At 71.1% G+C, this 24,170-nt stretch carries 13 protein-coding genes; 8 read left to right on the top strand and 5 right to left on the bottom strand.

Annotated elements, in window-relative coordinates:
• The first annotated feature begins 2 nt into the window (after positions 1-2).
• Positions 3-1,043 (top strand): prephenate dehydrogenase/arogenate dehydrogenase family protein, encoded by a 1,041-nt coding sequence (locus G4D85_RS08315; RefSeq protein ID WP_164009791.1) that lies wholly within the window; start codon positions 3-5, stop codon positions 1,041-1,043.
• A 34-nt stretch (positions 1,044-1,077) separates the two neighbouring features.
• Here G4D85_RS08315 and G4D85_RS08320 read toward each other — a convergent pair whose 3' ends face one another.
• A complete protein-coding gene (locus G4D85_RS08320; protein WP_164009793.1) occupies positions 1,078-3,705 on the bottom strand; it encodes a U32 family peptidase in 2,628 nt (875 codons plus the stop codon).
• Positions 3,706-3,822: 117 nt separating this feature from the next.
• Here G4D85_RS08320 and G4D85_RS08325 point away from each other — a divergent pair, with 117 nt between their 5' ends.
• The 3 genes from G4D85_RS08325 (at position 3,823) to G4D85_RS08335 (ending at position 12,715) form a co-directional block, all read left to right on the top strand.
• Positions 3,823-4,623: an SDR family oxidoreductase gene (locus tag G4D85_RS08325; protein WP_164009795.1), complete on the top strand. Its 801-nt coding sequence runs from the start codon at positions 3,823-3,825 to the stop codon at positions 4,621-4,623.
• Between the two features lie 166 nt (positions 4,624-4,789).
• Entirely contained in the window at positions 4,790-10,543 is a 5,754-nt protein-coding gene (locus G4D85_RS08330; RefSeq protein ID WP_164009797.1) for an Ig-like domain-containing protein, read from the top strand.
• A 219-nt stretch (positions 10,544-10,762) separates the two neighbouring features.
• Positions 10,763-12,715: a M3 family metallopeptidase gene (locus tag G4D85_RS08335; protein ID WP_164009799.1), complete on the top strand. Its 1,953-nt coding sequence runs from the start codon at positions 10,763-10,765 to the stop codon at positions 12,713-12,715.
• A gap of 9 nt (positions 12,716-12,724) precedes the next feature.
• Here G4D85_RS08335 and G4D85_RS08340 read toward each other — a convergent pair whose 3' ends face one another.
• Both G4D85_RS08340 and G4D85_RS08345 read right to left on the bottom strand, forming a co-directional pair.
• Positions 12,725-13,804 carry a hypothetical protein gene (locus tag G4D85_RS08340; RefSeq protein WP_164009801.1) on the bottom strand — a complete coding sequence of 360 codons (1,080 nt, stop codon included), beginning with the start codon at positions 13,802-13,804 and terminating at the stop codon, positions 12,725-12,727.
• Between the two features lie 20 nt (positions 13,805-13,824).
• The gene (locus G4D85_RS08345) at positions 13,825-14,940 is read right to left on the bottom strand and encodes an esterase/lipase family protein (RefSeq protein WP_164009803.1); all 1,116 of its coding nucleotides are present in this window, start codon (positions 14,938-14,940) and stop codon (positions 13,825-13,827) included.
• Between the two features lie 725 nt (positions 14,941-15,665).
• On the opposite strand from G4D85_RS08345, the gene G4D85_RS08350 reads away from it, so the two are divergent.
• From G4D85_RS08350 to G4D85_RS08365, 4 genes are all read left to right on the top strand, one after another.
• Positions 15,666-16,472: a hypothetical protein gene (locus tag G4D85_RS08350; protein WP_164009805.1), complete on the top strand. Its 807-nt coding sequence runs from the start codon at positions 15,666-15,668 to the stop codon at positions 16,470-16,472.
• Between the two features lie 287 nt (positions 16,473-16,759).
• Positions 16,760-17,740 (top strand): DUF2381 family protein, encoded by a 981-nt coding sequence (locus G4D85_RS08355; RefSeq protein WP_164009807.1) that lies wholly within the window; start codon positions 16,760-16,762, stop codon positions 17,738-17,740.
• A 20-nt stretch (positions 17,741-17,760) separates the two neighbouring features.
• The gene (locus G4D85_RS08360; RefSeq protein WP_164009809.1) at positions 17,761-19,791 is read left to right on the top strand and encodes a serine/threonine-protein kinase; all 2,031 of its coding nucleotides are present in this window, start codon (positions 17,761-17,763) and stop codon (positions 19,789-19,791) included.
• 176 nt (positions 19,792-19,967) lie between these two features.
• Complete coding sequence (locus G4D85_RS08365) at positions 19,968-21,125, top strand: protein kinase domain-containing protein (protein ID WP_164009811.1); 1,158 nt, start codon at positions 19,968-19,970, stop codon at positions 21,123-21,125.
• Between the two features lie 3 nt (positions 21,126-21,128).
• Here G4D85_RS08365 and G4D85_RS08370 read toward each other — a convergent pair whose 3' ends face one another.
• Positions 21,129-21,533, bottom strand: a complete 405-nt coding sequence (locus tag G4D85_RS08370; RefSeq protein ID WP_240359147.1) for a YybH family protein — start codon at positions 21,531-21,533, stop codon at positions 21,129-21,131.
• 68 nt (positions 21,534-21,601) lie between these two features.
• Positions 21,602-24,118: a glycogen/starch/alpha-glucan phosphorylase gene (locus G4D85_RS08375; RefSeq protein ID WP_164009815.1), complete on the bottom strand. Its 2,517-nt coding sequence runs from the start codon at positions 24,116-24,118 to the stop codon at positions 21,602-21,604.
• Positions 24,119-24,170 lie beyond the last annotated feature (52 nt).

Consider the following 24,170-nt stretch of genomic DNA (forward strand, 5'->3'; position numbering starts at 1 on the left):
GGATGTCGGAGAGCATCGCGTTGCTGGGCTATGGGCGCTTCGGTCGCGCCCTCTCGGGGTTGCTTGTCGAAGCAGGCGTCCCGCACCGGGTGCATGACCCACGGCAGGAAGCGGTTCCCCCCGAGCTTCGAGCAGGCTCGCTCGCGGAAGCGGTAGGCGGCGCAAGCCTCGTGGTGCTGGCCATGTCCGTGGGGGCCATGCGTGCGGTCCTCCAGGAGCTGCGCCCGCACCTGACGCCCGCGCAGACGGTGCTCGACGTGGGCAGCGTCAAGGTGCGGCCGGTGCAGGTGCTGGCGTCGGTGCTCGGGCGGGACATCCCCTGGGCCGGCACGCATCCACTCTGGGGCCCCGCCAGCCTCGCGCGGGGAGACCGTCCCCGGCGCACCGTGGTGTGTCCGAACGAGCTGCACCCGGAGGCCGCTCGGCGCGCCCGGGAGCTGTTCGAGCGGCTGGGGTGCGAGGTGACGGAGATGACTCCGGACGAGCACGACGCGCTGATGTCGCGCACGCACGTGCTCACGTTCTTCCTGGCGCACGGCTTGATGCGTGCCGAGGCGGGGAAGGACCTTCCCTTCGCGCCTCCGAGCTTCCAGCCCCTTGCCCGCCTGGTGGAGTACGCGCGCCAGGAGGTGCCCCACCTGCTCGGCGTCGTGCAGTCGGAGAACCCGTATGGGCACGACGCGCGCGTGGGGTTGATGGACGCCCTCACGCGGCTGCACCTGGAGCTCGAAGCCTCCCGGGCCTCCGGCGGTCACGGCGCCCCCGAGGCCATTCCCACGCCTCCCGGGTTGGGTGAGCTTCGCGAGCGCATCGATGTGCTCGACCGCGAGATGGTGGAGCTGCTGGGCCGGCGCGCGCGGCTCGTGCAGCAGGCGGCTCGGGTCAAGGCCGAGCACGGCCTGCCCCTGCCGGACCTGGGGCGGGAGGCGAGCCTCCTGGAGGTGCGGCGCCAGTGGGCCTCGGAAGAGAAGGTGGATGTCGACGCAGTGGAGGACGTGTTCCGCGCGGTGCTGCGCTTCTCACGGCGGACGCCTCAGGACTGAGTTTCGAGCACCGCCGCTACAGTGGACCTCGACGTCAGCGCTGCACGGTGAAGGTGGGGTTGAGCACCTTCATGGTGCCCTTCGTCACGCCGAACTGCTCGTGCACCGCCGCGCGGCGCACCGTCTCCGCCGGGGAGATTCGGCCCGCCAGCAGGTCCTGGTACGCGGACAGCACGCGCGTGGCTTCCTCGCGTGACTCGCGGACGAACTCCACGCGGTAGTTACGCACTCCGCGCTCCAGCAGCCGGGGCACCAGCGAGGCCGCGCTCTGCGCCTGTGCGTTGAACACCGTGTTGCGGCACCCCACGTCCACCACCACCGGGTGCTCCAGCCCCTTGTGGTCCCTCAGGGACACGCGGTGCTTCTCACATGGCCGCCCGCAGCTCCGGTAGTCCCGTCCGTGCGACAGCGTGTGCGAGTACACGCAGTGCTCCGTGTGGAACGTCGCGATGTGGTGGTGCACCGTCACCGCGAAGCGCTCCGCCGGCAGGTGCTCCAGCATCGCCTCCAGCTGCACCGCGTCCAGGTCGTGCGCGAAGGTCAGCGTGTCCAGCCCCAGCCCCAGCAGGTGCAGCGCCGTCACCGAGTTGGTGACGTTGAGCGAGAAGTCCCCATGCAGCGCCGGGCGAGGCTCTCCGGGCGCGGGCGGGCGCTCCAGGAAGTGCATCATCGCGCCCCAGTGTCGCACGAGCACCGCGTCCGGCTTCAGCTTCGCGATGCGCGCGTCGTAGCCCTCCTCACCGGGCTTCTGCACGCGCACCGTCGCAATCGTCACCCGCAGCCCCGCCGCTCGCGCCCGCTCCACCGCGCGCTGCAGGCCCACCAGCTCCATCCAGTCCAGCTCCACCTCGGGCAGGCCCGCGGCAATCACCGCTTCCAGCTGCTCGTCCGTCCGGCACAGCGGCAGCAACCGCGCACCTTCGGCCCGGGGCTTCTCGACGACGCGCTCCCGCAGCGACGCGCGCAGTCCTTCGAGCGTGGAGCCCTCGTGCACCGTGCGCACCGGCCCCCGCGCCACCGCCTCCGACAGCTCCGCCACCAGCCTGCGTCGCAGCGCCTTCAGCTCCGACACCGGCAGATGCAGGCCCGACGCCAGCGCGGACGTATCCAGCCCCGCGAGGTGGAAGGGCGTCCCGCCCAGCGCCGCAAGCTTGTCCTTCAGCAGCGCGGCTCCCATTCCTCCGCCGCGCGCCTCGGCCAGCGGCACCTCGCTCGACACCGCGCACACGTGCCCGCCCCGCGCCCGGCCCGTCACCGCCAGCGGGACCCCGGCCGCACCGGACACCGTCAGCTCCAGCGGCACGCGGCCCTCGGGCTCGCCCTGGGCCAGCAGCTCCTCCGTGCGCTTCGCCAGGGAAGGATCGCTCGTCACCCACACGCGCTGGCCCGGCGCCACCCGCTCCAAATCTGGCCCCGGGTTGCCGAAGCCCAGCACCCAGCCGCGTCCCTTGCGCTCCACGCGGAACAGCGGACCGCCCGGCTCGTGCTTGTCCTCCGGGTGGCCCGCGTCGAACACCACGCCCATGCCCGGGCGAGGGGACAGCTCGGCCGCGACCGGCGCATCCCCCTCCAGCGGCGAGGACACCTTGCCCTGCGGCGTGTCCGGGCGCTCCTGCTCCTGCCCCAATCCGCCCGTCCAGGGGCGCCCTTCCGGGTCGTCCACCACGCGCACGTCGCGCCCGTGCACGGACTCCACCAAGCCCAGGTACGCGCCACGGTGCTTGGGGAAGCGCCCCTCCACCAGCGTCTGGTGGTCCGAGCCCGCGAAGAAGCCGTGAGAGAAGCCCCGGCTGTACGACAGCGTCATGCCCGCCAGGTCGCGCTTCAGCGCGCCCGCGTCCGGCTTTCCTGCCGCCACACCGTCCACCCAGCGGCGGTAGCCCTGCACCGCCGTGCTCACGTACTGCGGCCCCTTCTGCCGGCCCTCAATCTTCAGCGAGTGCACGCCGATGTCCACGAGCCGCGGCACCGCCATGACGCCGGCCAGGTCCTTGGGGCTGAGGAGATACTGCACGTCCCCCAGCTCGCGCGTCTGGCCATCCACCACCAGGTCGTACGGCAGGCGGCAGGACTGCGCGCACTGCCCCCGGTTGGCGGAGCGCCCGCCCCACGCCTCGCTGGTGAGGCACTGGCCGCTCCAGGACATGCAGAGCGCGCCGTGGATGAAGACCTCCAGCTCGATGTCCGTCTCCGACGCCAGCCGCTGAATCTCCACCACCGACAGCTCGCGCGGCACCACCACGCGCGTGGCGCCCAGCCCGCGAGCGAAGCGCGCACCTTCCGCGCTCGAAATCGTCATCTGCGTGGAGGCGTGGACCTCCATCCGCGGACACACCGCGCGAGCCACCAGCGCCACCGCCGGGTCCTGGACGATGAGCGCGTCCACCCCCGCCGCGGCCACCCGCCGCAGGATGTCCTCCACCACGGGCAGTTCCGGCTCGAACACCAGCGTGTTCAGCGTCAGGTACGCCCGGGCCCCGGCGCGGTGCACGAGCGCCAGCGTCTGGGGCAGGGTGGCGAGCGAGAAGTTCTCCGCGCGGGCCCGCGCGTTGAAGCCTTCGTCGAGCCCGAAGTAGACGGCGTCCGCGCCGCTGGCCAGCGCGGCCTTCATCGAGTCGAGGTCCCCCGCAGGGGCGAGGATTTCAGGACGGCGACGGGTCATGTCGCGTCCTCTAATACAGCACCCCCCGGCCTCGCCATCCGCTACGTAAAGGCCATGGCGCGGTGCGGTAGCTTCTGGTCAAGTCGCCGGCTGGTTGCTTCCACAGGAGACGAAACAATGGCTGATGGCGTGTTCCGGGACGGGCTGCTCGCGGGCAAGGTGGCGTTCATTTCCGGCGGCAGCAGTGGCATCAACCTCGGCATCGCCGAGGCCTTCGTGAAGGCGGGCGCGAAGGTCGCCATCAACGGCCGCAACGTGGAGAAGCTCGAGGGCGCCGTGAAGGGCCTCCAGGCCCACGGCACCGCCATGGGCGTGGCCGCCGACGTGCGGGACTACGCCGCCGTGGAGAAGGCCCTCCAGACGGTGCGCGACGCCTATGGCGAGTTGGACATCGTCGTGTGTGGCGCCGCCGGCAACTTCCCCGCGCCCGCGCTGGGCATGTCCTCCAACGGCTTCAAGGCCGTCATGGACATCGACGTGCTGGGCACCTTCAACATCAGCCGCGCGGCCTTCGACCACCTGCGCAAGCCCGGCGCCTGTCTCATCAACATCTCCGCGCCCCAGGCCTACCTGCCCATGGCCATGCAGGTCCACGTGTGCGCCGCCAAGGCCGGCGTGGACATGATCACCCGCGTGCTGGCGATTGAGTGGGGCGGCTCCGGCGTGCGCGTCAACGCGATTACCCCCGGCCCCATCGACGACACCGAGGGCATGCGCCGGCTCGCTCCCAACGAGGAGGGGAAGCAGAAGCTCACCCAGCTCCTGCCGCTGCAGCGCTTCGGCAGGAAGGACGACATCGCCGGGCTCGCGCTCTTCCTCGCCTCGGACGCCGCCTCCTACATCACCGGCTCCATCATGGTCTGCGACGGCGGTCAGTCCCTGCTCGGCGGCGGCGCCATGATGGCCGCCCTGATGTAGGCCACGTCACCACCCCGTAAACAGTGCCTCACGGTCTCGTGAATTTTCATTGGGGCTTCAAGTTTACGGTCCAGGGCTACGTTTTGGCTGAGAATGTCTGCTAGAAGTCGATGCAACCCCGCGGGGGGAGTCTTCGCGCGGGGTCTGCTCGCTTCCGGAGACATCCATGTCCCGTCTGTCTTTCCCGCTCACCCGACTGCTCGGGCTGGGCGTGCTGTGCCTCGGCGTTGCGCTGGGTTGTGACGGTGGCACCGACCCGCTGCCCCCTCCCACGACGAAGCCGCTGCCGGATGCGACGCTCTCCCGGGTGGAAGTGAGCCGCGCCGCGCAGGTGCTGGCGGATGGCGAGGACCGCGTCACCATCACCGTCACCGTGAAGCAGAAGGACGGCTCTCCGCTGGAGGGGCGCACGGTGAACGTGGAGGTGTCCGGTGACGGCAACACCGTGACGCAGCCGACGGGCAAGACGGACGCCCAGGGGCAGGCGACGGCCTCCGTGGTGTCCACCGGCGCGGGTGCGAAGACGGTGACGGTCTCCGTCGAGGCGGACGGTGGCGCGGTGGTGCTGGGCATGCGCCCGGTCATCGACTTCGCCGCTCCGCGCGCCACGCGGCTGGCCTTCACCGCCACCGCGCTGTCGGCCACCGCTGGCGCGCCCATCGGCGGGCTGGAGGTGAGCCTGCGAGATGCCCGTGGCCGCACGGTGACGACGGCCACGGACGAGGTGACGCTGTCGCTGGCCGCCGGCCCGGGCGACGCCACCCTGGAAGGGACGCTGAAGGCGAACGCCGTGGCCGGCGTGGTCCGCTTCACGGAGGTGGTGCTGACGAAGGCGGGCACCGGCTACCAGCTGAAGGTCGAGGCCGCGGGCCTGGAGGGCGCCACCAGCGCCACCTTCGCAGTCGGGGCGGCGGCTCCCGCCTCGCTGGAGGTCTCCGGCCTTCCGGCCGTGGCCACCGCGGGCGCCGCGCAGAGCGCGCAGGTGACGGTGCGCGACACGTTCGGCAACGTGGCCACCGGCTACACCGGAACGCTGGCCGTGACTTCATCGGACGCAACCGCCGAGCTGCCCGCCGCCCACGCCTTCACCTCGGCGGACGCGGGGCGCTTCACCTTCACGGGCCTCATCCTGAAGCGCGCGGGTGCCCAGCAGGTCACCGTCCAGGACGGCGCCACCGCGGCGCTGACGTCCCGCAGTGACGTGGGCGTGGTGGCCGGTGCCGCCGCCGCGCTGGTCTTCACCGAGGTCCCCACCCGCGCCTCCGTACGCGCGGTGCTGTCCACGGTGCAGGTGGTGCTCCAGGACGCCCACGGGAACCGGGCCGCCGTCGGCGCGCCCCTGGTGACGATGGCGCTGGCGCAGGGCACCGGGCTCGCCGGTGTCATCGAGGCGGCGCCGGTGGATGGCGTGGCCTCCTTCACGAACCTCCGGGTGAACGGGGAAGGCGCCGCGCGGCTCCTCGCCTCCGCGGACGCGCTCTCGTCCGCCACCAGCGCGAGCATCGACATCGAGGACGACGTGGCCCCGGCAGCGCCCTCACTCGCGGCGGGCGCGTCCACGCCGACCAGCGCCACGGTGACCTGGACGGCGGTGGGTGACGACGGCCTCGAAGGCACGGCCACTTCCCAGGAGCTGCGCTACGCGGAGAGCCCCATCACCACCGACGCCGAGTTCGCCGCGGCCTCCCTGGTGTCGGGTGTCGGCGCTCCGGCCGCGGCGGGCACCGCCGAGTCCGCCACCCTCACGGGACTGCTCCCCAGCCGCACCTACCACGTGGCGCTGCGGGTGACGGACAACCAGGGCCACTCCGCCCGCTCCACCAGCCTGCCGGTGGCGACTCAGGACCCCGCGGTGTCGCGGCTCGCCTTCACCGTGCAGCCGCCCGACGCCGTCGCTGGCGCGGCGCTGGCCGAGTTCACCGTCTCCCTGCTGGACGCGAATGGCGACATCGTCCCCACGGCCACCGCTCCGGTGACGCTGTCCCTGGTGGGCCACCCGGAGTTCGAGGCGGTGAACGCGGTCCCCGTCAATGGCGTGGCGACCTTCACCGGAGTGGTCGTGGAGACGGCGGGCACCCACCGCTTCCTGGCCAGCGCCAACTCGCTGACGGTGGAGAGTGACTTGTTCACCATCCAGGCGGACGAGGCCGTGCGCCTCGCGCTCACCGGCCTGGTGAGCCCCGTCACCGCGGGCATGACGGGCAGCCTGGTGGTCACCGCGTATGACCGCTTCGACAACGTGGCCACGGGCTACACGCGGACGGTGCACTTCACGTCGGATGATGCCCAGGCGCAGCTGCCGGGCGACTACGCGTTCACCGCGGCGGACGCGGGGCGCCACGTCTTCAGCAACGTGGTGCTGGCCACCTCGGGCCCCCGGCGCGTGACGGTGACGGAGCTGATGGTCACCCCGCTCAGCGACTCGCTCGACGTGGAAGTGGTCAGCGACGCGGCGGACCGCCTGGTGCTGAGCGGCCTCGCCGAGGATGTCACGGCGGGCGCGCTGAACCGGCTCACCCTCAGCGCGAGGGACCGCTTCGGCAACCTCGTCACCGGCTACACCGGGACGGTGCGCTTCACGTCGGATGACGCCCAGGCGCAGCTGCCGGGTGACTACACGTTCACCGCGCAGGACGCCGGCCAGCACGAGTTCCCCGTGACGTTGCGAAGCTCCGGCCCCCACTCCGTCACCGCCACGGACCTCGACACGGCGCGCGCGGCCAGCGCGGGCACGCGCGTGGCGGCCGAAGTCGCCTCGCGCATGGCGCTGGCGCTGTCCACCACCACTCCCGTCGCGGGGCAGTCCGTGGAAGCCACGGTGACGCTGTTCGATGCGTTCGACAACCGGGCCTCGGGCTACCGGGGCACCGTGGGCTTCCAGGTGCCGGACGACGCCCAGGCCACCGTGCCGGGCAACCACACCTTCACCGAGGCGGACGCCGGCCAGCACACCTTCAGCGTGACGTTCGCGGCGGTGCGCAACAGCCTCCTCATCGCCACGGAAACGGTGGCGCCGGGGCTGAGTGACGACCAGCAGGTCACGGTGAGCCCCGGCCTGCTCACGGAGCTGCGCGCGGCGCGGCAGCCGGGGCCGGTCGTCGCGGGCCAGGGCAACATCTTCGTCGTCACCGCGCATGACCGCTTCGGCAACCTGAAGACGGACTACACGGGCACGGTGGAGACCACCACCACGGACGCGAACCCGGGGGTGCTGGAGTCCCACACCTTCACCGAGGCGAATCGTGGCGAGTACCCGCTCCAGGTCGTCCACCGGACGGCGGGCCCGCAGACGGTCACCTTCACCGACGCCGCGGCCGGCGTGTCCACCACGAGTGACGTCACCGTCGAGGCGGCCGAGCCCGTGCGGATTGTCTACGTCTCCGTGCCGGCGACGGGCACCGTGCGCCAGTCGCTCGCGCCGGTGCAGGTGGCCCTGCGCGACGCGTTCGGCAACACCCCTCAGGTGGGTGTCCCGACAGTGACGGTGCTGCTGGCCAGTGGGCCCCAGGGCACCACCCTGGGTGGCACGCTGACGGTCAACCCGGTGAATGGCGTGGCCGTCTTCCCTGACCTCACCGTGGACCAGGAGGGACGCTTCATCCTCGTCGCGCGGACGGAGGACCCGCGCATCTCGCAGGTGGACTCCGAGCTCAACATCTCCGACGACCAGGCGCCGGCTCCGGCCCCTGCCTTCACGGCCACGCTGGTGGACAACGACACCGTCCGGTTGACGTGGCGGGCCACGGGGGATGACGGCAGCGACGGCCTGGCGGCGAGCTACGAGCTTCGCCAGAGCCCCGAGCTCATCGACGCGGGCAACTTCGGTAGCGCGATGCAGCTGCCCACCGGCCAGCCCCAGCCGGCCGGTACGCAGGAGGAGGCCACCGTGGACCTGCCGCCCGCGCAGGCGACCTGGTACTTCGGCCTCCGCGTCCGCGACGGCGCGGGCAATGCCAGCACGCTGGTGGTGACCTCCATCGAGGTGCCCGGTCCGTGCGGCGGCTTCGTCTGCCCGCCCCGTGCTCCGGAGTGCGGGCCCGACAACCTCAGCCTCGTGACGTACGCGGGCGCGTGCGTGGTGCAGGGCGGCGAGCCGCGCTGCGAGTACACGCCATCCTCCGCGCTCTGCGAGGGCCAGGATGCGGTCTGCTTCGAGGGGGCGTGTGATACGGCGCCCGCGCCGGCTCCGGGCGAGCTGGTCATCAGCGAGGTGATGCACACGCCGAGCGCCGGCACCACGGAGTACCTCGAGCTGACCAGCACCGTGGACGGGCTGCGGAACATCACCAACCTGCTCGTCAGCTACGACAGCGGCGCCACCGTGGAGGCCTTCGCCGTGCAGGCGCCGGGAGACCGGCCCACCCCCGTCCGGGGCCGTGGGACGTTCGTCGTGGCCAACAACGTGGATGAGGCCACCAACGGCGGCGTGCCGGCGCAGTACAGCTACGCCGGAGGCTCGTTCATCCTCGGCGGCTCGGGGCACCTCACGCTCGAGATGGCCACCACCGTGCTGGACGACCTCGTGTACACGCCGTCGTTCCCCCAGACGGTGGGCCGCTCGATGAACCTGTCCTCGGTGGTGGTGGGCTCTTCGGCCCATCAGCGCAGCTGGTACTGGTGTGACTCCAGTGAGGCCCTCGCTGGTGGAGACCGGGGGACGCCGGGCCGCACCAACGAGACGTGCGCCGTGGCCATCAACCCGCCGGTGGACTACTGCGCCATCCAGTTCCCGAAGACCATCGCCGCGCCCATCCAGATGGACGCGCCGCAGACCATCTACAGTCGCTTCTACGACGACCAGATCACCAACCGGAACCAGACCGGCAACGACGGCTTCCCGTTCATCGAGGCGGAGCTGGGCTACGGCACGGACGCCAACGCCCCGGCGGGCTGGACGTGGGTGCCCGCGCCGTTCAACCCGACCTACAGCGTGCCCGGTGGCCTCAACGACGACGAGACGGTGGGCACGCTGCGCATCGGCACGGCGGGCAGCTACCTGTACGGCTTCCGCTACCGCTTCACGCGGGGGCCGGCGGGGGCGCAGGACTGGGTGTACTGCGACCAGAACGGCGTCGTGTCGGGCGGGTCGCCGCAGTACGGCACGGTGACGGTGGCCGCGCCGCCGCCGCCCGCCATCACCGGTGTCACCTTCGAGGTCGTCGCCCGGGGCGCGGAACTGGTCCTCACTGGCACGGGTTTCACGGGGGCGACCTCCGTCACCATCGGGGGCATGGCCCAGACGTTCACGGTGAACAGCGCCACGTCGCTTGCCGTCGCCAGCCTCCACGACTCGACGCCTGTCGGTACCGCGCAGCCCATCATCGTCACGGGACCGACCGGCTCGAGCGCTGGCCGGAACGTCGTGGTCATCGACCTGGTCATCTCCGAGCTGGACAGCGATACGGCGGAGAACCCCGAGGTCATGGAGTTCGTGGAGATCTCAACGGGAGTCCCAGGGGTCAACCTCTCGGGCTATTCGCTGGTCTTCTTCAATGGCAGCAGTGACCAGTCCTATTACGCCATCAACCTGAATGCGGCGACGGACGCTTTAGGCCGGATGACTGTCGCGGGGGCTGGCATCAGCCCGAGGTCCTTCTCCTTCCCCATCTCCACCTTCCTGCAGAACGGCCCGGACGCCGTGGCCCTCTATCAGGCCGCTCCGATGGCGCCCAACACCGCCCCGACGGCCAACCGGCTCATCGATGCGCTCGTCTACAACAACGCGGCGGGGAGCGCTGATGCCGGGTTGCTGGATGCGCTGCTGTGGCTCGCGCCGGACGCCCGCCGGGTCCAGTTGAACGAGGCCGCTGGCGGTACCGCGCCGACGAGGTCTATCCAGCGCTGCGGCACGGGGCGGCGGGACGGCCGCGTCTTCCAGACGGCCACGCCTACGCCGGGCACGCCCAACCACTGCCCGTAGGCAGCCGTCGTCCGCTGAGCCGTTGAGTTGAGGAGTCCAGGAGGCCGCTTCCGGCACGTATGCCGGGGCGGCCTCCTGCTTTTCGTGGGGAGCAGGACAGGGCGGCCCACTGTCGCCCAGGGGGCCTGCCGCTCCGTGAAGACTGCTGCTGGGCGGGAGCGGGCGGGCGCATTACCTTTGCCGCCGAAACTTCCCTGTCATCAGGTCCAGGAGCAGACAGTGCCAGACTCCCTCGTTCCCGACGCCGCCCGCTTCGTCACCTGCCCGCCAGCCGAGTTCCGGAGCTCCGGTGAGGAGGCCATGGCCGCGGCCCGCGCCGGAATCGCCCGCCTCAAGGCGCTCCGCCCCCCGTACACCGTGCGGGAGGTGCTGGAGCTGTACGACGAGGCCATGGGCGCGCTCGACGACGCCAGCTCCCGCGCGTCCGTGGCCCGCCATTCCCACCCGGACGCCGCGATGCGCGAGGCCGGAGAGGCCGCCGAGCAGGCGCTGGAGACGCTGCTCAACGACATCCGCATGGACCGGGGCGTCTATGACGTGCTCGCCTCGCTGGACCTGTCCCGCGAGGACGCCCCCACGCGCAAGTGGATGGAGAAGGTGCTGCGCGAGTTCCGCCGCGCCGGCGTGGACCGCGATGCCGCCACCCGCGCCCGCGTGAAGGAGCTGCAGGAGGAGCTCATCCGCATCGGCCAGGAGTTCAGCCGCAACATCCTCCAGGACACCCGCACCCAGGCCCTGCCTCCGTCCGCCCTGGAGGGGCTGCCCGACGACTACGTGCGCGCCCACCCGCCCGGCGCGGACGGCCAGGTGCGCATCACCACCGACTACCCGGACATCATCCCCTTCATGACGTACTCGCGGGACGCGAAGGCCCGCGAGACGATGTGGCGCCTGTTCCGCCTGCGGGGCCACCCCGCCAACGTGGACGTGCTCCAGCGCATGGTGACCCGCCGTCACGAGCTGGCCACGCTGCTGGGCTACCGTAACTGGGCGGCCTACTCTACCGAGGACAAGATGATTCGCGACGAGCAGGCCGCCGCGGACTTCATCGAGAAGATCTCCACCGCCTCCGCCGCGCGCACGCAGCACGACTATGCCGTGTTGCTGGAGCGCAAGCGCCGCGAGGTGCCCTCCGCCCAGCGCGTGGACCCCTGGGACCAGACGTACCTGGAGGACCGCGTCCGGGCCGAGCAGTACGCCTTCGACTCGCAGTTGGTGCGCCCGTACTTCGAGTACTCACGCGTGAAGCAGGGCGTGCTGGACCTGACGGCGCGGCTGTTCGGCGTCACCTACCGCCGCGTCCCGGACGCGCCGGCGTGGCACCCGGAAGTGGAGACCTACGACGTCTACGAGGGCGACACGCTGCGGGGCCGCTTCTTCCTGGACATGCACCCGCGAGACGACAAGTACAAGCACGCGGCCCAGTTCACCCTCACCAGCGGCAAGACGGGGTACCGGCTGCCGGAGGGCGTGCTCCTGTGCAACTTCCCCCGGCCCGGCGCCGAGCCCGCGCTGCTCCAGCACAGCGACGTGGTGACGTTCTTCCACGAGTTCGGCCACCTGCTGCACCACGTCTTCGGAGGCCACACGCGCTGGGCGGGCGTGTCCGGCGTGCGCACGGAGTGGGACTTCGTGGAGGCCCCGTCGCAGATGCTTGAGGAGTGGGCGCGCGACACCGCCAGCCTTCAGACGTTCGCGCTGCACCACCAGACGGGCGAGCCGATTCCGGCGGACCTCGTCACGCGGATGAACCGCGCCGACGAGTTCGGCAAGGGGCTGTGGGTGCGCCAGCAGATGTTCTACGCCGCGCTCAGCCTGGAGCTGTACCGGCGCGAGCCCGGGAGCGTGGACGTCACCGAGCTCGTGCGCGAGCTGCAGGGGAAGTACACGCCCTTCCCCTACGTGGAGGGCACGTACTTCCACCTGTCCTTCGGACACCTCGACGGGTACTCGTCCAACTACTACACGTACATGTGGTCGATGGTCATCGCGAAGGACCTGTTCACCGTGTTCCAGCAGAAGGGATTGCTGGACCCGGTGCCCGCGCAGGCCTACCGGCGCGAGGTGCTGGAGCCAGGGGGCTCGGCCGACGCCGCGAAGCTGGTGCACGCCTTCCTCGGGCGCGACTACGACTTCCGCGCCTACGAGGAGTGGCTCAACAAGGCCGCGTGAGTGGGCCGCTCAGTTGCGCCCCCACACCCGGGGGCGCTCGAAGCGCAGGAAGCCGCCCGCTTCCTCCTGGGCGATGATGCCCGCCTCGGCGGCGAAGTAGCGCGTGCGGACCTCCTGGAGCCTCGCCTCCAGCTCGTCGCCGGACAGCTCCTTCGCCAGCGCCGCGCGCTCCGCCATGTACCGCGCGCCCGCGTCCCAGCGGGCGTCGCGCGTCTGGTCCAGCGAGTCCCAGCGCGTGAGCGCCTCGTCGTCCAGCCCCAGCTCCTTGCGGATGGTGCGCAGGTTGCGGGAGCGCTCCGCGGGAGGCAGCTCCGTCAGCTCCCGCTGGATGGAGGACAGGTCCAGGAAGCGGTTCATCAGCTCCTGCTGGTGCCGGGCGACGTACGCATCGGCCGCCGCGCCGTGCACCTCCTGGAGCTTCTTCTTGTACTCGGACAGCTTCTCCGTGACGGAGGCGCCCTCCATCGTGTCGAGCGTGCGCAGCGTGTCCGCGACGGCCTGGTTCTTCAGCTCGGCGGCCCACAGGCGCTCCGCGACGTCCTTCCCGAAGAGGCGGTTGCGCGCATCCCAGACGGAGGCGCGGCGCTCCTTGTCCCCGAGCCCGCGCAGGTACGCGTCATTGTCCTTCACCCACTTCTCGTAGTCCTCGCGGTTGCGGAGCATGGCCGCCAGCTCGTCGTACCGCTCGGGGAAGGCCTTCTTCAGGAAGGCGAGCAGCTCCTCGCGCCAGCGGTCCGGGCTGAGCTTCTGGAAGTGGCGCATCAACTCTTCCAGCATGCGCATCTGCACGGAGGGCTCGTCCAGCCGCGCGCCGTACCGCTCGCGCATGGCGTTGACGAGCGCCTCGAGCTCCGCGTCCCCGTCCTCCGGCGCGGTGGCCGAGGGCGCGGCCCCCGCCGTGCCGCTGGCGGCGGTTGCCCCCGGCACGGAGGAGGGGAGGGGCGCCGCGGACGGGCGGGGGGCCAGGGAGGCCTGACGGGAAGACGCGGGGCCGACGGCCGCCTGCCCCGGAGCGTAGAGCCACAGGCCGGCGGCGAGCCCGAGCAGACTCGCCGCGCCGCCCAGCACCATCTTCATCCGCGTCTTCATGCCGCCGCTCCTGTGCGTGCCTAGTCGTTCTTCGCGACGTAGTTGAAGATGGCCGCGTAGAACTCCATCTCGTCGAACGTGTCCGGCCCCAGGCCGATGACGTCCAGGTGGTCCTGGTTGATGAGGGACGACGAGGAGGTCATCTGGAGGGAGCTCGGCGCGTTCATGTTCGCGACGTAGCCCAGCGCCGAGTCGATGGAGATGGAGTTGAGGGTGAACAGCTGCTCGGTGTAGCGCAGCCGGTAGCCCATCTGCTGGGAGTTGATGCCGACGAGCCCGTCGTCATCGTCCTCCGCCTTCCAGCCGTCGCCCTTGCCGGCCGCGCCGTCATTCTCACAGTCGTCGACGCAGTAGCCGTCGCCGTCGATGTCGAAGAAGAAGCCGCGCAGCAGGTACAGCGCGGGGTTCACGCTGAGGCCGGACTGGGCGGTCATCAGCGACGCGTAGTGGGACGCGTAGGACGCGCTGACCGGGTAGTTCGTGTTGAACAGCTTCGCCCCCGTCGCCTTGCCGTCGTTCGGGTCATAGTCGTTGTAGACGAGCGCCTTGGTGGCCGCGTAGCCGTCATTGCCCGGCCCGTAGACGACGCTGCCGTAGATGCGGAACAGGGCGTCGATGACGCTGGTGACGCCGGGGCCCAGGTCGAGGATGAACTTGGCGACGGGCGAGCCGCGGTGGGGCGAGGAGACGCTCAGCAGCACCTTGACCACCGCGTAGCCCTTGCGCTCGCGCAGCACGCGCGCCGCCTTGCGGGCGTCGATGCCGCCCTGCGAGTGGCCGACGAGGTTTACGTGCGCGACGCCCGCGCTGGCCATGTAGCTCTCGATGTCATTGGCCAGCTCGAGGCCGCGGACATCCGAGCTCTGGAGCGGCTGCACCGTGGCGACGAAGGAGCGCTGGCCGCTATTGATGTCGCCGTTGCAGCTCACCTCGAGGAACTCGTTGCAGGGGTCTCCGACGAAGGTGCCGTAGTCGTCGCCCCAGTAGTCCAGGCCGAGGATGTTGTCGAAGCCGCCCAGGCCGTGCGCGAACACGACGGGGTACGTCGTCCGCTCCGCTGCGGCGGAAGCGGGGAGGGACAGTCCGAGGAGGCCCAGGGCCAGGACTGCCAGGAATGGGGTGCGCTGCTGCTTCATGATGACTCCTTCACGCGGGGGATGAGGCACTGCACACCGCGACGGTTCAGCACCGTCAGGTCCTCGGGACCGCGTGGCTGGAGGCAAATGCAGACGCGTCTCAGCCTTCCACAAAAACACGGCGAGTCCCGAACACCCGGAGTCCTAGTGCCCGGAGTTGATTCCCCAGTCAATGCGCTGCGCCGTGTTATCGGCTGGCGCCGTGCGTCAGACAACGCGTGTCTCGTACCGGAGGGAGGGATTGCGCGGTGCGTCGTGTGTTCATGGCGCGATGCATCGCTCCGCGCCGCAGTGATTACGGGCTCTTGTGCTGGAATACGGAGAGAGTGTGATGCGCCGAGTCATCGGGCGTTTGTGTCGCAGTGCGTCGGCGGGAGAAGGAGGCCTGGCACCCCCTTGCGGGGCGGGCGCGTGTGGAACGGGTCCTGAGCGAGAGATGCGCTGGCGGCTCGACGAGCGGATGGGGGCTCGTTGGGCTGCGGCGTGAGTGGGGCTTCGCGGATGAGCCGCTGGAGCGCGTGGCGGGCTTCGTTGCCTGGCAGGAGGCTGCGCGGTCTTCTCTCGAACTCGCTGGCTCCTCTGCGTTGGCAGGCTCTGGTGGCTCGGACGCGGCGGCGCGGGGCCTTGCCACGCAGGGGCCCGGATGGCGCGAAGGTGAGCGTCGTCTGGGGTGCGTTTCCGGCGTACCCTGCCCGCGACTCCAGACTGGAGGAAGCATGGGGTGGATGGATTGGTTGAAGGGCAAGCCGTCGAAGCCGCTTGCTCCGGGAGGCGAGCAGGCCATGCCAGGCGGGGCGCGGGACATCTACGCGCCGCTGCGAGAGCTGATCTTCGCGGATGAGTCGCTGGAAGGTGTGGCCCGCTTCGTCCTCGAGCAGGAGGCGTCCGGCACGGAGGCGAAGGAGGTGTGGAAGCGCCTCGCGAAGGTGGCGGCCCAGGTCGCCCAGGGAGAGCGGCGGCCCGCCATCGAGGAGCTGTACCGCCTGTTGGAAGACGAGGGGGAGGACGCGCGCTCCTGCTTCCAGTTCTGGAACTACCTGCGTCAGCTGGGTGAGCAACCGGGGCCGGCCGTCGCCACGCGCGTCCTGGGGCTGGTCATCGAGCACTCGCGGCACGGCGGTCCGGAGATACTGTCCGCCTACTGGGATGGCAACGCGCGGTTGATGGACGCGAGCGGAGACTTCCGCATGTTCTCGGACCCCGCGCCCTTCATGGTGGCCGCGGTGAGGAGGTGGCTGCGGGTGTGCCGGCCGCTGGCGGAAGGCGTGGTGCCCATGAGCGGGCCGAGGCCGGCGCCGCCCTCCGGCTCCCGGTGCCGCATCACCGTGCTCACGCCCGGCGGCCTTCGCACGTGCGAGGGCGAGTGGGACGCGTTGTGGGCGGACGCGTTGTGCGGCCCGGTGATGGAGATGGCGGGGACGCTGACCGAGCGCCTGGTGGCGGTGCTGGAGGATAACGGGACGTGGAGGAGCGGCGTGGTGCCCTTGTCCAGGAGTGGAGGACGGGGCACGGGCAGCTCGCGGGTGCATTGAGGCGCTGGCGCCCTGACCCCGTCGGCGGAGGGCGTGGGCGGAGAGCAGGTGGAGTACCCGCCCTTCGTGCTCAAGGACAAGCGGGGCCATGTCATTGACGACGAGCCCTTCTACGTGGCCAACGCCCTGGTGAAGGTGCACAGGGCTGCGCCTGCTCGCCATGGGGGACGTCTGGCCGTGACGAGGCGCCGACCTGGGGCTTCCACGCCGCGTCCAGACCTGCTCGCCAGGGATTCTCTCCGTGTCGCCGGCCTCTGGTAGCGTCCGACGCTGGAGGTTGACCCTGGATGTCCCTACCTTGCTCGTGGGTTGCCGTATTGGTGGTGCTCGTGGGCACCGAAGCCGCTGCGCAGCCGCGCGTGGACGGACGGCGGAAGGCGGAGCAGGTCATCGTCCTGCGCGCAGGCGAAGCGCTGGCCGCACACGTGCTCCGGGTGGCGCCGGACGCGGCGACCCTGGTCCTCTTCGACGCGCCGGTGGTGCGTGAATCGGTGGATTCCCTGTCGCTCCAGTCCTTTGAGCGCGCCGAGGTGACGGAACGTTCGCTCGTGCTCCGGCCAGCAGAGGAACTGCGCCCAGGTACCTCCCTGCGCCTCACGGTGCGCTTCGCGGACGGCAAGGCGCCGAGGCAGGTGGAATTCGAGCTCACTTCGGACCCGGACGCGGTGGACACGCAGGTGGAGGTGCGGCGCGGGGAGAAGTCGGAAGCGCAGCTGGTCGCGGCCCTGGCAGAGCTGCGCGGGCGCTGTGCCGTGACGGAGGCCGCACTGGCGCCCCTGCGCACCCGATGCGCCCGGGCGGGGCTGGCCGGCCTCTTCGTCTCCGGCGAGTTGGACCGGGAATGGGGCGTGACGGCCCACCGCCCCGAGAGGCGGGCCGAGGCGCAGGGCGTCAGGGATGCGGAGCAAGCCACCGTGTTCCGCACCGGCGGCACGGTCATGGTGGGGATGGGACTGGAAAACCCGCTCGGGCAGCGCCCATGGGCGGCGGACTCGGCGCGGCTGGTGCGGCTGGACGCGGAGGGCCGGCCGCTGGAGGAGGCCCGACGGCTGCCCGTCGCCCTGGAGCCAGAGCGGGTGGGGCCTGGCGAGAGCGCGTGGGTGGCGGTGCAGTGGGAGGAGCCCCTGGAGGCTCCCGCCGCCGCGGTGCGGCTGGAGGTGATGGACGCCCATGGCCGGGGCCTGCGGTGGGAGCGGCTGGAGATTGTGCCTGCGGTGGCGGAGCCCCCCATGGCCCCGCGCTCGCGGGGCCGGAAGGTGGCGCCATGAGGGGGGGCCGAGGAGGCGGGGTGGCGCCGGGGACGCGGGGGCTGTCGCCGCTGACGTTGCCGGAGGGGACGCGGGTGGGGCGCTGGCGGGTGGTGCGGCAGGTGGGCCAGGGCGGCTTCGGCACGGTGTACGCGGTGCGCGAGGCGGACGCCGCGGCCGGGCCGCTGTACGCGCTGAAGCTGGCGCAGACGCCGGAGGACGCGGGCTTCGGACGCGAGGCGCAGGCGCTGCGACGGATGAGTCACCCGGGCGTGGTGCGGCTGGTGGAGGAGGGGCTGTGGGAGGCGGGGGCGGCGGGACACCCATACCTGGTGCTGGAGTACGCGCACGGCGAGGGCCTCTACCGCTGGGCCTGGCTGCGCAACCCCACCGCGCGGCAGGTGGCCGGGCTGCTGCTGCAGGTGGCCGAGGCGCTGGAGGCGGCCCACGCGGTGGGCGTGCTGCACCGAGACTTCAAGGGCGGCAATGTGGTGGTGGGGCCGGGCCCGCGCGCGCGGGTGCTGGACTGGGGCGCGGGCCTGCACCCCGAGGCGGAGGCCCTCACCTGCACCGGGCGCATGCCGCCGGGCACGCCCCTCTACTACAGCCCCCAGGTCGTGCGCTGGCGAGCGCGCGCCCTGCGCGGCGGAGGCGGGCGTTACCCGTACACGGTGGCGGACGAGTTGTACGCGGTGGGCGTCACCTTCCACCGGGTGCTGGCGGACGAGTACCCGCCGCTGCGGCTGGAGGACCTGGAGGACGAGGACGGCCTGGAGGCGCTGGCCTCCGGGCCGCCGGCCCTGCCCAACCCGCGCGTGCCCCCGGCGCTGGCGGCGCTCGTCATGGAACTGCTGGCGCCCCGGCCCGAGGCGCGCCCGGCCAGCATGGCCGCGCTGGCCGCCCGGGTGCGCGGGGCGCTGGAGGGCGCGGGGGCGGCGTGGGACGCGCCCCTCTTCGAGTGGTACTCCGGCCCTGAGAGCCAGTCGCGCACCACGGACGAGGACGGCGGGTGGGGGCCGGTGGCGCCCGGCGACGAGGCCGCCCTCCTCAAGGACCGGTGGCGGCGGCCCGAGGCGCAGGCGGACAGGGCCGCCGCGCGCTGGCTTCGGCGGCGTCACCCGCAGGCGCTGGCCGTGCAGGAAGCGGACGCGGCGGCGCAAGCCGCTTCCGAGGCCCGCGTCCCCGCCCCGGCGTCCTCGCCGGTGGAGGCGAAGGCCGGGGCGCGTCCGTCCCCGACAGTCCCGCCCCAGCCGCCCCTGTCGGCGCCAACGGCGGCGCCCCCGCTGGCGGCCAGTGGAGGCCCGGCCGCGCCTCAGGCGGAGCCGGTGGCGCCGGGGGCCGTGCCTGCTCCACCTGGGCATCGGGGCCGGAGCCTGGCCGTGGGCGCGGTGCTGCTGGCGGCGGTGGTGGGCGCGCTGGTGCTGGGGCGCTCCCGGGTGCCGCCCGCTTCCGGTCCCGTTGAGGCGGTGGACGCCAAAGTGGCGCCTGCGCCCAGGCCCCACCATGCTGCCGCCGAGGGGGCGGCTCCCGCTTCCTCTCCGCCCCCTTCTCCCCTGGAGCCCGCCATGCCCACCGCCTCCGCCCCGCCCGGCCCCGGACCGGGCCTCGTCTCCACCCTCAAGCGCGGCGTGGTGGCCGGTTGCGCCGCGGCCACCCTGGCCTGCCCGGGCCCCCAGGTGCGGCCCACGCCCGGCACGCCCTGTCCGGAGGGGGCGCTCGAGGCCATGAGGGAGCTCCGGCTCAACGTGGGGCGGCAGGTCAACATCTACGTGAACAAGGACAAGCCCGGCAGCGCGTCCGATCCGCTCTTCGTGCGCGACGGCGACATCGTCAGCCGCGTCTTCAGAAGCTCCTCGCTGCCGGACGGCACGCTGATAGAGGGCCGGCTGTGGACGCGGGGAGAAAGAATCTTTGGCCGCTACACGGCGCTGGAGCTGCCCAACGGGCGGCGCTACCCCGTCTGCCTCGTGCTGTGCAATGAGCGAGGCTGCCTGAAGCACTCCGCGTCCACGCCGGAGGCCCCCGCCCTCGCATTCGCGGAGGTCTTCAAGGTGGTGGACGTCTTCCCCTGAGCGCCTGGCGGCCCTGGATGTAAAGCCCTTTTGCAGAAACGGGCACGCTGGCGCGAGGACGCGAAAGTGGAGACGTAGGACCCACCACGTCATTCCGCCCGCGACGCCCTCATGGGTAGTCTCTTGTTGCCCGGTCGCGGTGGCTGTCCGCGCGGGTAGCAAGGAGTCCGCACGTCATGGCTGGAACGAGGAGCCCTGGAAGTGAAGGCGACGTTCTCCTGCGGGATGGGGACGCCATCTACGAGTTGGAGAGGGATTGGGGGCAGGACGCGCACGGCGTGAGGCGGCTGCTGGCGCGGCGCACCCAGGGGGGCACGAACGAGCTCCGCCTGCTCAAGTGGCTGGCCCTCCCCGAGGGGACTCCGCCCGCCCCGGAGGTGGCGCGGGCGCGGCGGCTCCTGGAGGCATCGGTCCGGCTCGCCGGCTACCTCCAGCACCCGTCCATTGCCCGGGTGTACGGCCTGCGCACCGTCCCTGGGGCGCTGCTCGTGGAGGAGGAGTACGTGCCGGGCCTGTCCCTGGACGACCTGGTGACGGTGAAGCTGGCCCGGGGCAGCGCATTCCCGGAGTCCTTCCTGGTGCACGTGGGGCTCCAGGTCGCCGTGGCGCTCGCCCACGCCCATGCGCGGACCGACGAGCGGGGCGTGCCGCTGGGCATCATCCACCGGGACCTCCACCCGTGCGGCATCCGCGTGCGTCCGGACGGCCAGGTGAAGCTGACGGACTTCGGGCTTTCCTGGTCGCGCCTGCCAGGCCGGAAGGACACCACCGTGGTTCATCCCCGGGGCGCGCTCTACTTCACCGCGCCCGAGGCCCTCTTCCTGGACGACGTGGACCCGCGCGCGGACCTCTTCTCCGTGGGGGCCGTGCTGCTGGAGCTGGCCACCGGGCGCAACCTCTACAACCGCCCCGACGTGCTGGAGTCCCGGCTGGGCAAGCGGCTGAAGAAGACGGACCGGGCGCGCATCGCCCGAGGGCTGGAAGCAGTCAAGGCCGCGGGACTGTCACTGGGGACCTACCGGGACGTGGCCCTCCAGGCAGCCACCTTCCAGCCCGAGGACGTCGAGCGTCTATCGGGAGGCTTGTCACCCCCGCTGCGAGGCCTCCTCCAGACGCTGTTGCGGAGGGCCCCGGCCGAGCGCCACGCCACGGCGAACGTGCTGGTGGTGGACCTGCGCGCGCTGCACGAACAGCAGGGCCCGTATTCGAACGCCGAGGCCGCGGAGGCCGTGCGCCGGGCACTGTCCGGCGCGGGGCGGAAGCTCATCGACTCCGAGCTGTGGGGCGACCTTCGCGCCGCCCTCGGCCCGGATGAAGTCAGCACCGGGCCCTGACGCTCAGGGCTTCCCGCGCCTCACCAGCGGCAGGCCAGCCTGGGAGTACGTCCGCTTCTCGCGCACGCGCCCGTCCACCCAGTGAAACACGTCCAGCCCGTACCAGCCGAAGTCCCGTCCATACAGCAGCCGGTACAGGAGCTGCTTCGGGCCGCCCGTCAGGGACACCTCGTGCTGGCAGCGCCAGCGCAGCACGACCTTGCCCGCGGGCACGTCCACCACCAGGTCCTCGGTGAGGAAGCGCATGGTGCCGAAGTCCCCGCGGAACTGCGCCTCGAAGGCGGCGCGCACCTCCGCGAGGCCCCGGCACTGCTTCCCGTCGAACGTCACGTAGAGCGCGTCCGGCTCGAAGTACGTCATCACCGCGTTCAAGTCATTGCGGTTGAACGCATCGGTGAAGGCCAGCACCCCCTCCTCCAAGGCGCGACGGCCGGCATCAGCGCCGGCCGCGGCAGGAGGGGACGCTGGCCCCTGGCTCACAGCTCCACCGGCGTCTTCTGGATGCGCCAGATCTCCTCGGCGTACTGCTTGATGGTGCGGTCCGAGGAGAAGATGCCGCCGCGGGCGACGTTGATGATGCACTTCTTCGCCCAGCCGTCGACGTCCTGGTAGGCGCGGACCACGTCCTCCTGCTTCGCCATGTACGACGGGAAGTCGGCGAGCACGAGGTAGCGATCCTCGTCGAGGAGGCTGTCCACCAGCGGCTTGAAGAGGTGCTTGTCCTCCGGCGAGAAGAAGCCCGTGGAGATGAGGTCCAGCGCCTCGCGCAGCTCCAGGTGCTGGTTGTACACGTCACGCGGGCGGTAGCCCTCGCGCTTGCGGGCGATGACCTCGTCCGCCGTGAGGCCGAAGAGGAAGAAGTTCTCGTCGCCCACCGCGTCGCGAATCTCCACGTTGGCGCCATCCAGCGTGCCCAGCGTCAGCGCGCCGTTGAGCATCAGCTTCATGTTGCCGGTGCCGGACGCCTCCATGCCCGCGGTCGAAATCTGCTCGGACACGTCGGCGGCGGGGATGATGCGCTCGGCCAGGCTCACCCGGTAGTTGGGGGCGAAGACGACCTGGAGGCCCGTGGTGCCCGCGTCGCTGTTGACCACCTCGGCGATGCCGTTGATGAGGCGGATGGTCAGCTTCGCCAGGTGGTAGCCCGGCGCCGCCTTGGCGCCGAAGATGAACGCTCGCGGGTGGATGATGGAGGACGGATCTCGCCGGGCCTTCATCCACAGCGCCACGATGTGGATGGCGTTGAGGAGCTGGCGCTTGTACTCGTGCAGACGCTTGATCTGCACGTCGAAGATGGCGTCCGGGTTGAGCTGCACCCAGCGCAAGTCGCGGATGTGCTGGGACAGGTCCACCTTGTTGGCGCGCTTCACCTCGCGGAAGGCGTTGCGGAACGCCGGGTCGTCGGCGTGCGGCTCCAGCTTTCGCAGCTGGTCCAGGTCCGTCGCCCAGCCCTCGCCGATGCGGGAGGTAATCAGCTTGGACAGACGCGGGTTGCACCACGCCAGCCAGCGGCGCGGCGTCACGCCGTTGGTCTTGTTGTTGAAGCGCTCCGGGAACATGGCGGCGTAGTCCGTCATCACGTCGCGCCGGAGCAGGTCCGTGTGCAGCGCGGCCACGCCGTTGACGCTGTGGCTGCCCACCACCGCGAGGTGGGCCATGCGGATCTTCTTCTCCGGGCCCTCCTCCACCAGGCTCATCCGCCGCATCTTCTCCTGGTCATACGGGTAGCGAATCTGGACCTGGCGCAGGAAGCGCTGGTTGATTTCGTAGATGATTTCCAGGTGGCGGGGCAGCAGCCGCTCGAAGAGCGTCGCCGGCCACTTCTCCATGGCCTCGGCCAGGAGCGTGTGGTTGGTGTAGCCGAACACAGACTGCGTGATTCCCCACGCCTCTTCCCAGAGCAGGCGCTTCTCGTCCACCAGCACGCGCATCAGCTCCGCCACGCCGATGGCCGGGTGCGTGTCGTTGAGCTGGATGGCCGCCTTGTTGGGGAAGTCCCTGAAGTCCGTGTGGTTCTTCAGGTAGCGCCGGACGATGTCGGCGATGGAGCAGGCGACGAAGAAGTACTGCTGCTTGAGGCGCAGCTCCTTGCCGGCCTGGAAGGCGTCGTTGGGGTAGAGGACCTTGGAGATGACCTCCGAGTCGTTCTTCTCCACCACGGAGCGCTCGTAGTCGCCCGCGTTGAACAGCAGCAGGTCGAACTCCTCGGAGGCGCGCGCCTGCCACAGCCGCAGGGTGTTGACGGTGTTGTTCTGGAAGCCGGCGATGGGTGTGTCGTACGGGACGCCAACCACCGTCTTGCCGCCCACCCAGCGGGCCACGGGCCGGCCATCCGGACCCTGGTGGTGCTCCACGCGCCCGAAGAAGCGCACCGGCACCGCCTTCTCCGGCCGGACGATTTCCCACGGGTTGCCGAACTTGAGCCACTCGTCGGCGCGCTCCACCTGGTAGCCGTCGACGATGTCCTGCGTGAAGATGCCGAACTCGTAGCGGATGCCGTACCCCATGCCGGGGTAGCCGAGCGTGGCCAGCGAGTCCATGAAGCACGCGGCGAGGCGCCCCAGGCCGCCGTTGCCCAGGCCGGCGTCGGGCTCCATCTCCAGCAGGTTGGTGAGGTCCACCCCAACCTCGCGCATCGCCTCGGCGGCGGCCTCGTGCATGCCCAGGTTGAGCAGGTTGTTGCCCAGGGCGCGACCCAGCAGGTACTCGGCGGACAGGTAGTACGCGCGCTTGACGTCGGCCTCGTAGTAGGTGCGCGCCGTCTTCACCCACCGGTCCGCGAGCCTGTCCCGCACCGCGAGTGAGAGGGCCATGAAGCGGTCATGCGCGGTGGAGGTCTCGTAGTTCTTGCCCCGCGAGTAGCGGACGTGGTCCAGGAAGGAGCGACGCATGCTGGTCGCATCGCGCCCGGTGCGGCCGCTGTCGTCGTTCGTGCCCGCCTGCGCGGTGCGGGGCTGCGTGACAGGGGTCTGCGTCCTGATGGGTTCAGCCATTGGGTAGGGAATCCTCCGGGAGACCTTCATTTATCGCGATTGGACCCACGGG

This window comes from Pyxidicoccus trucidator (assembly GCF_010894435.1).
In the GTDB taxonomy this organism is placed as follows: domain Bacteria; phylum Myxococcota; class Myxococcia; order Myxococcales; family Myxococcaceae; genus Myxococcus; species Myxococcus trucidator.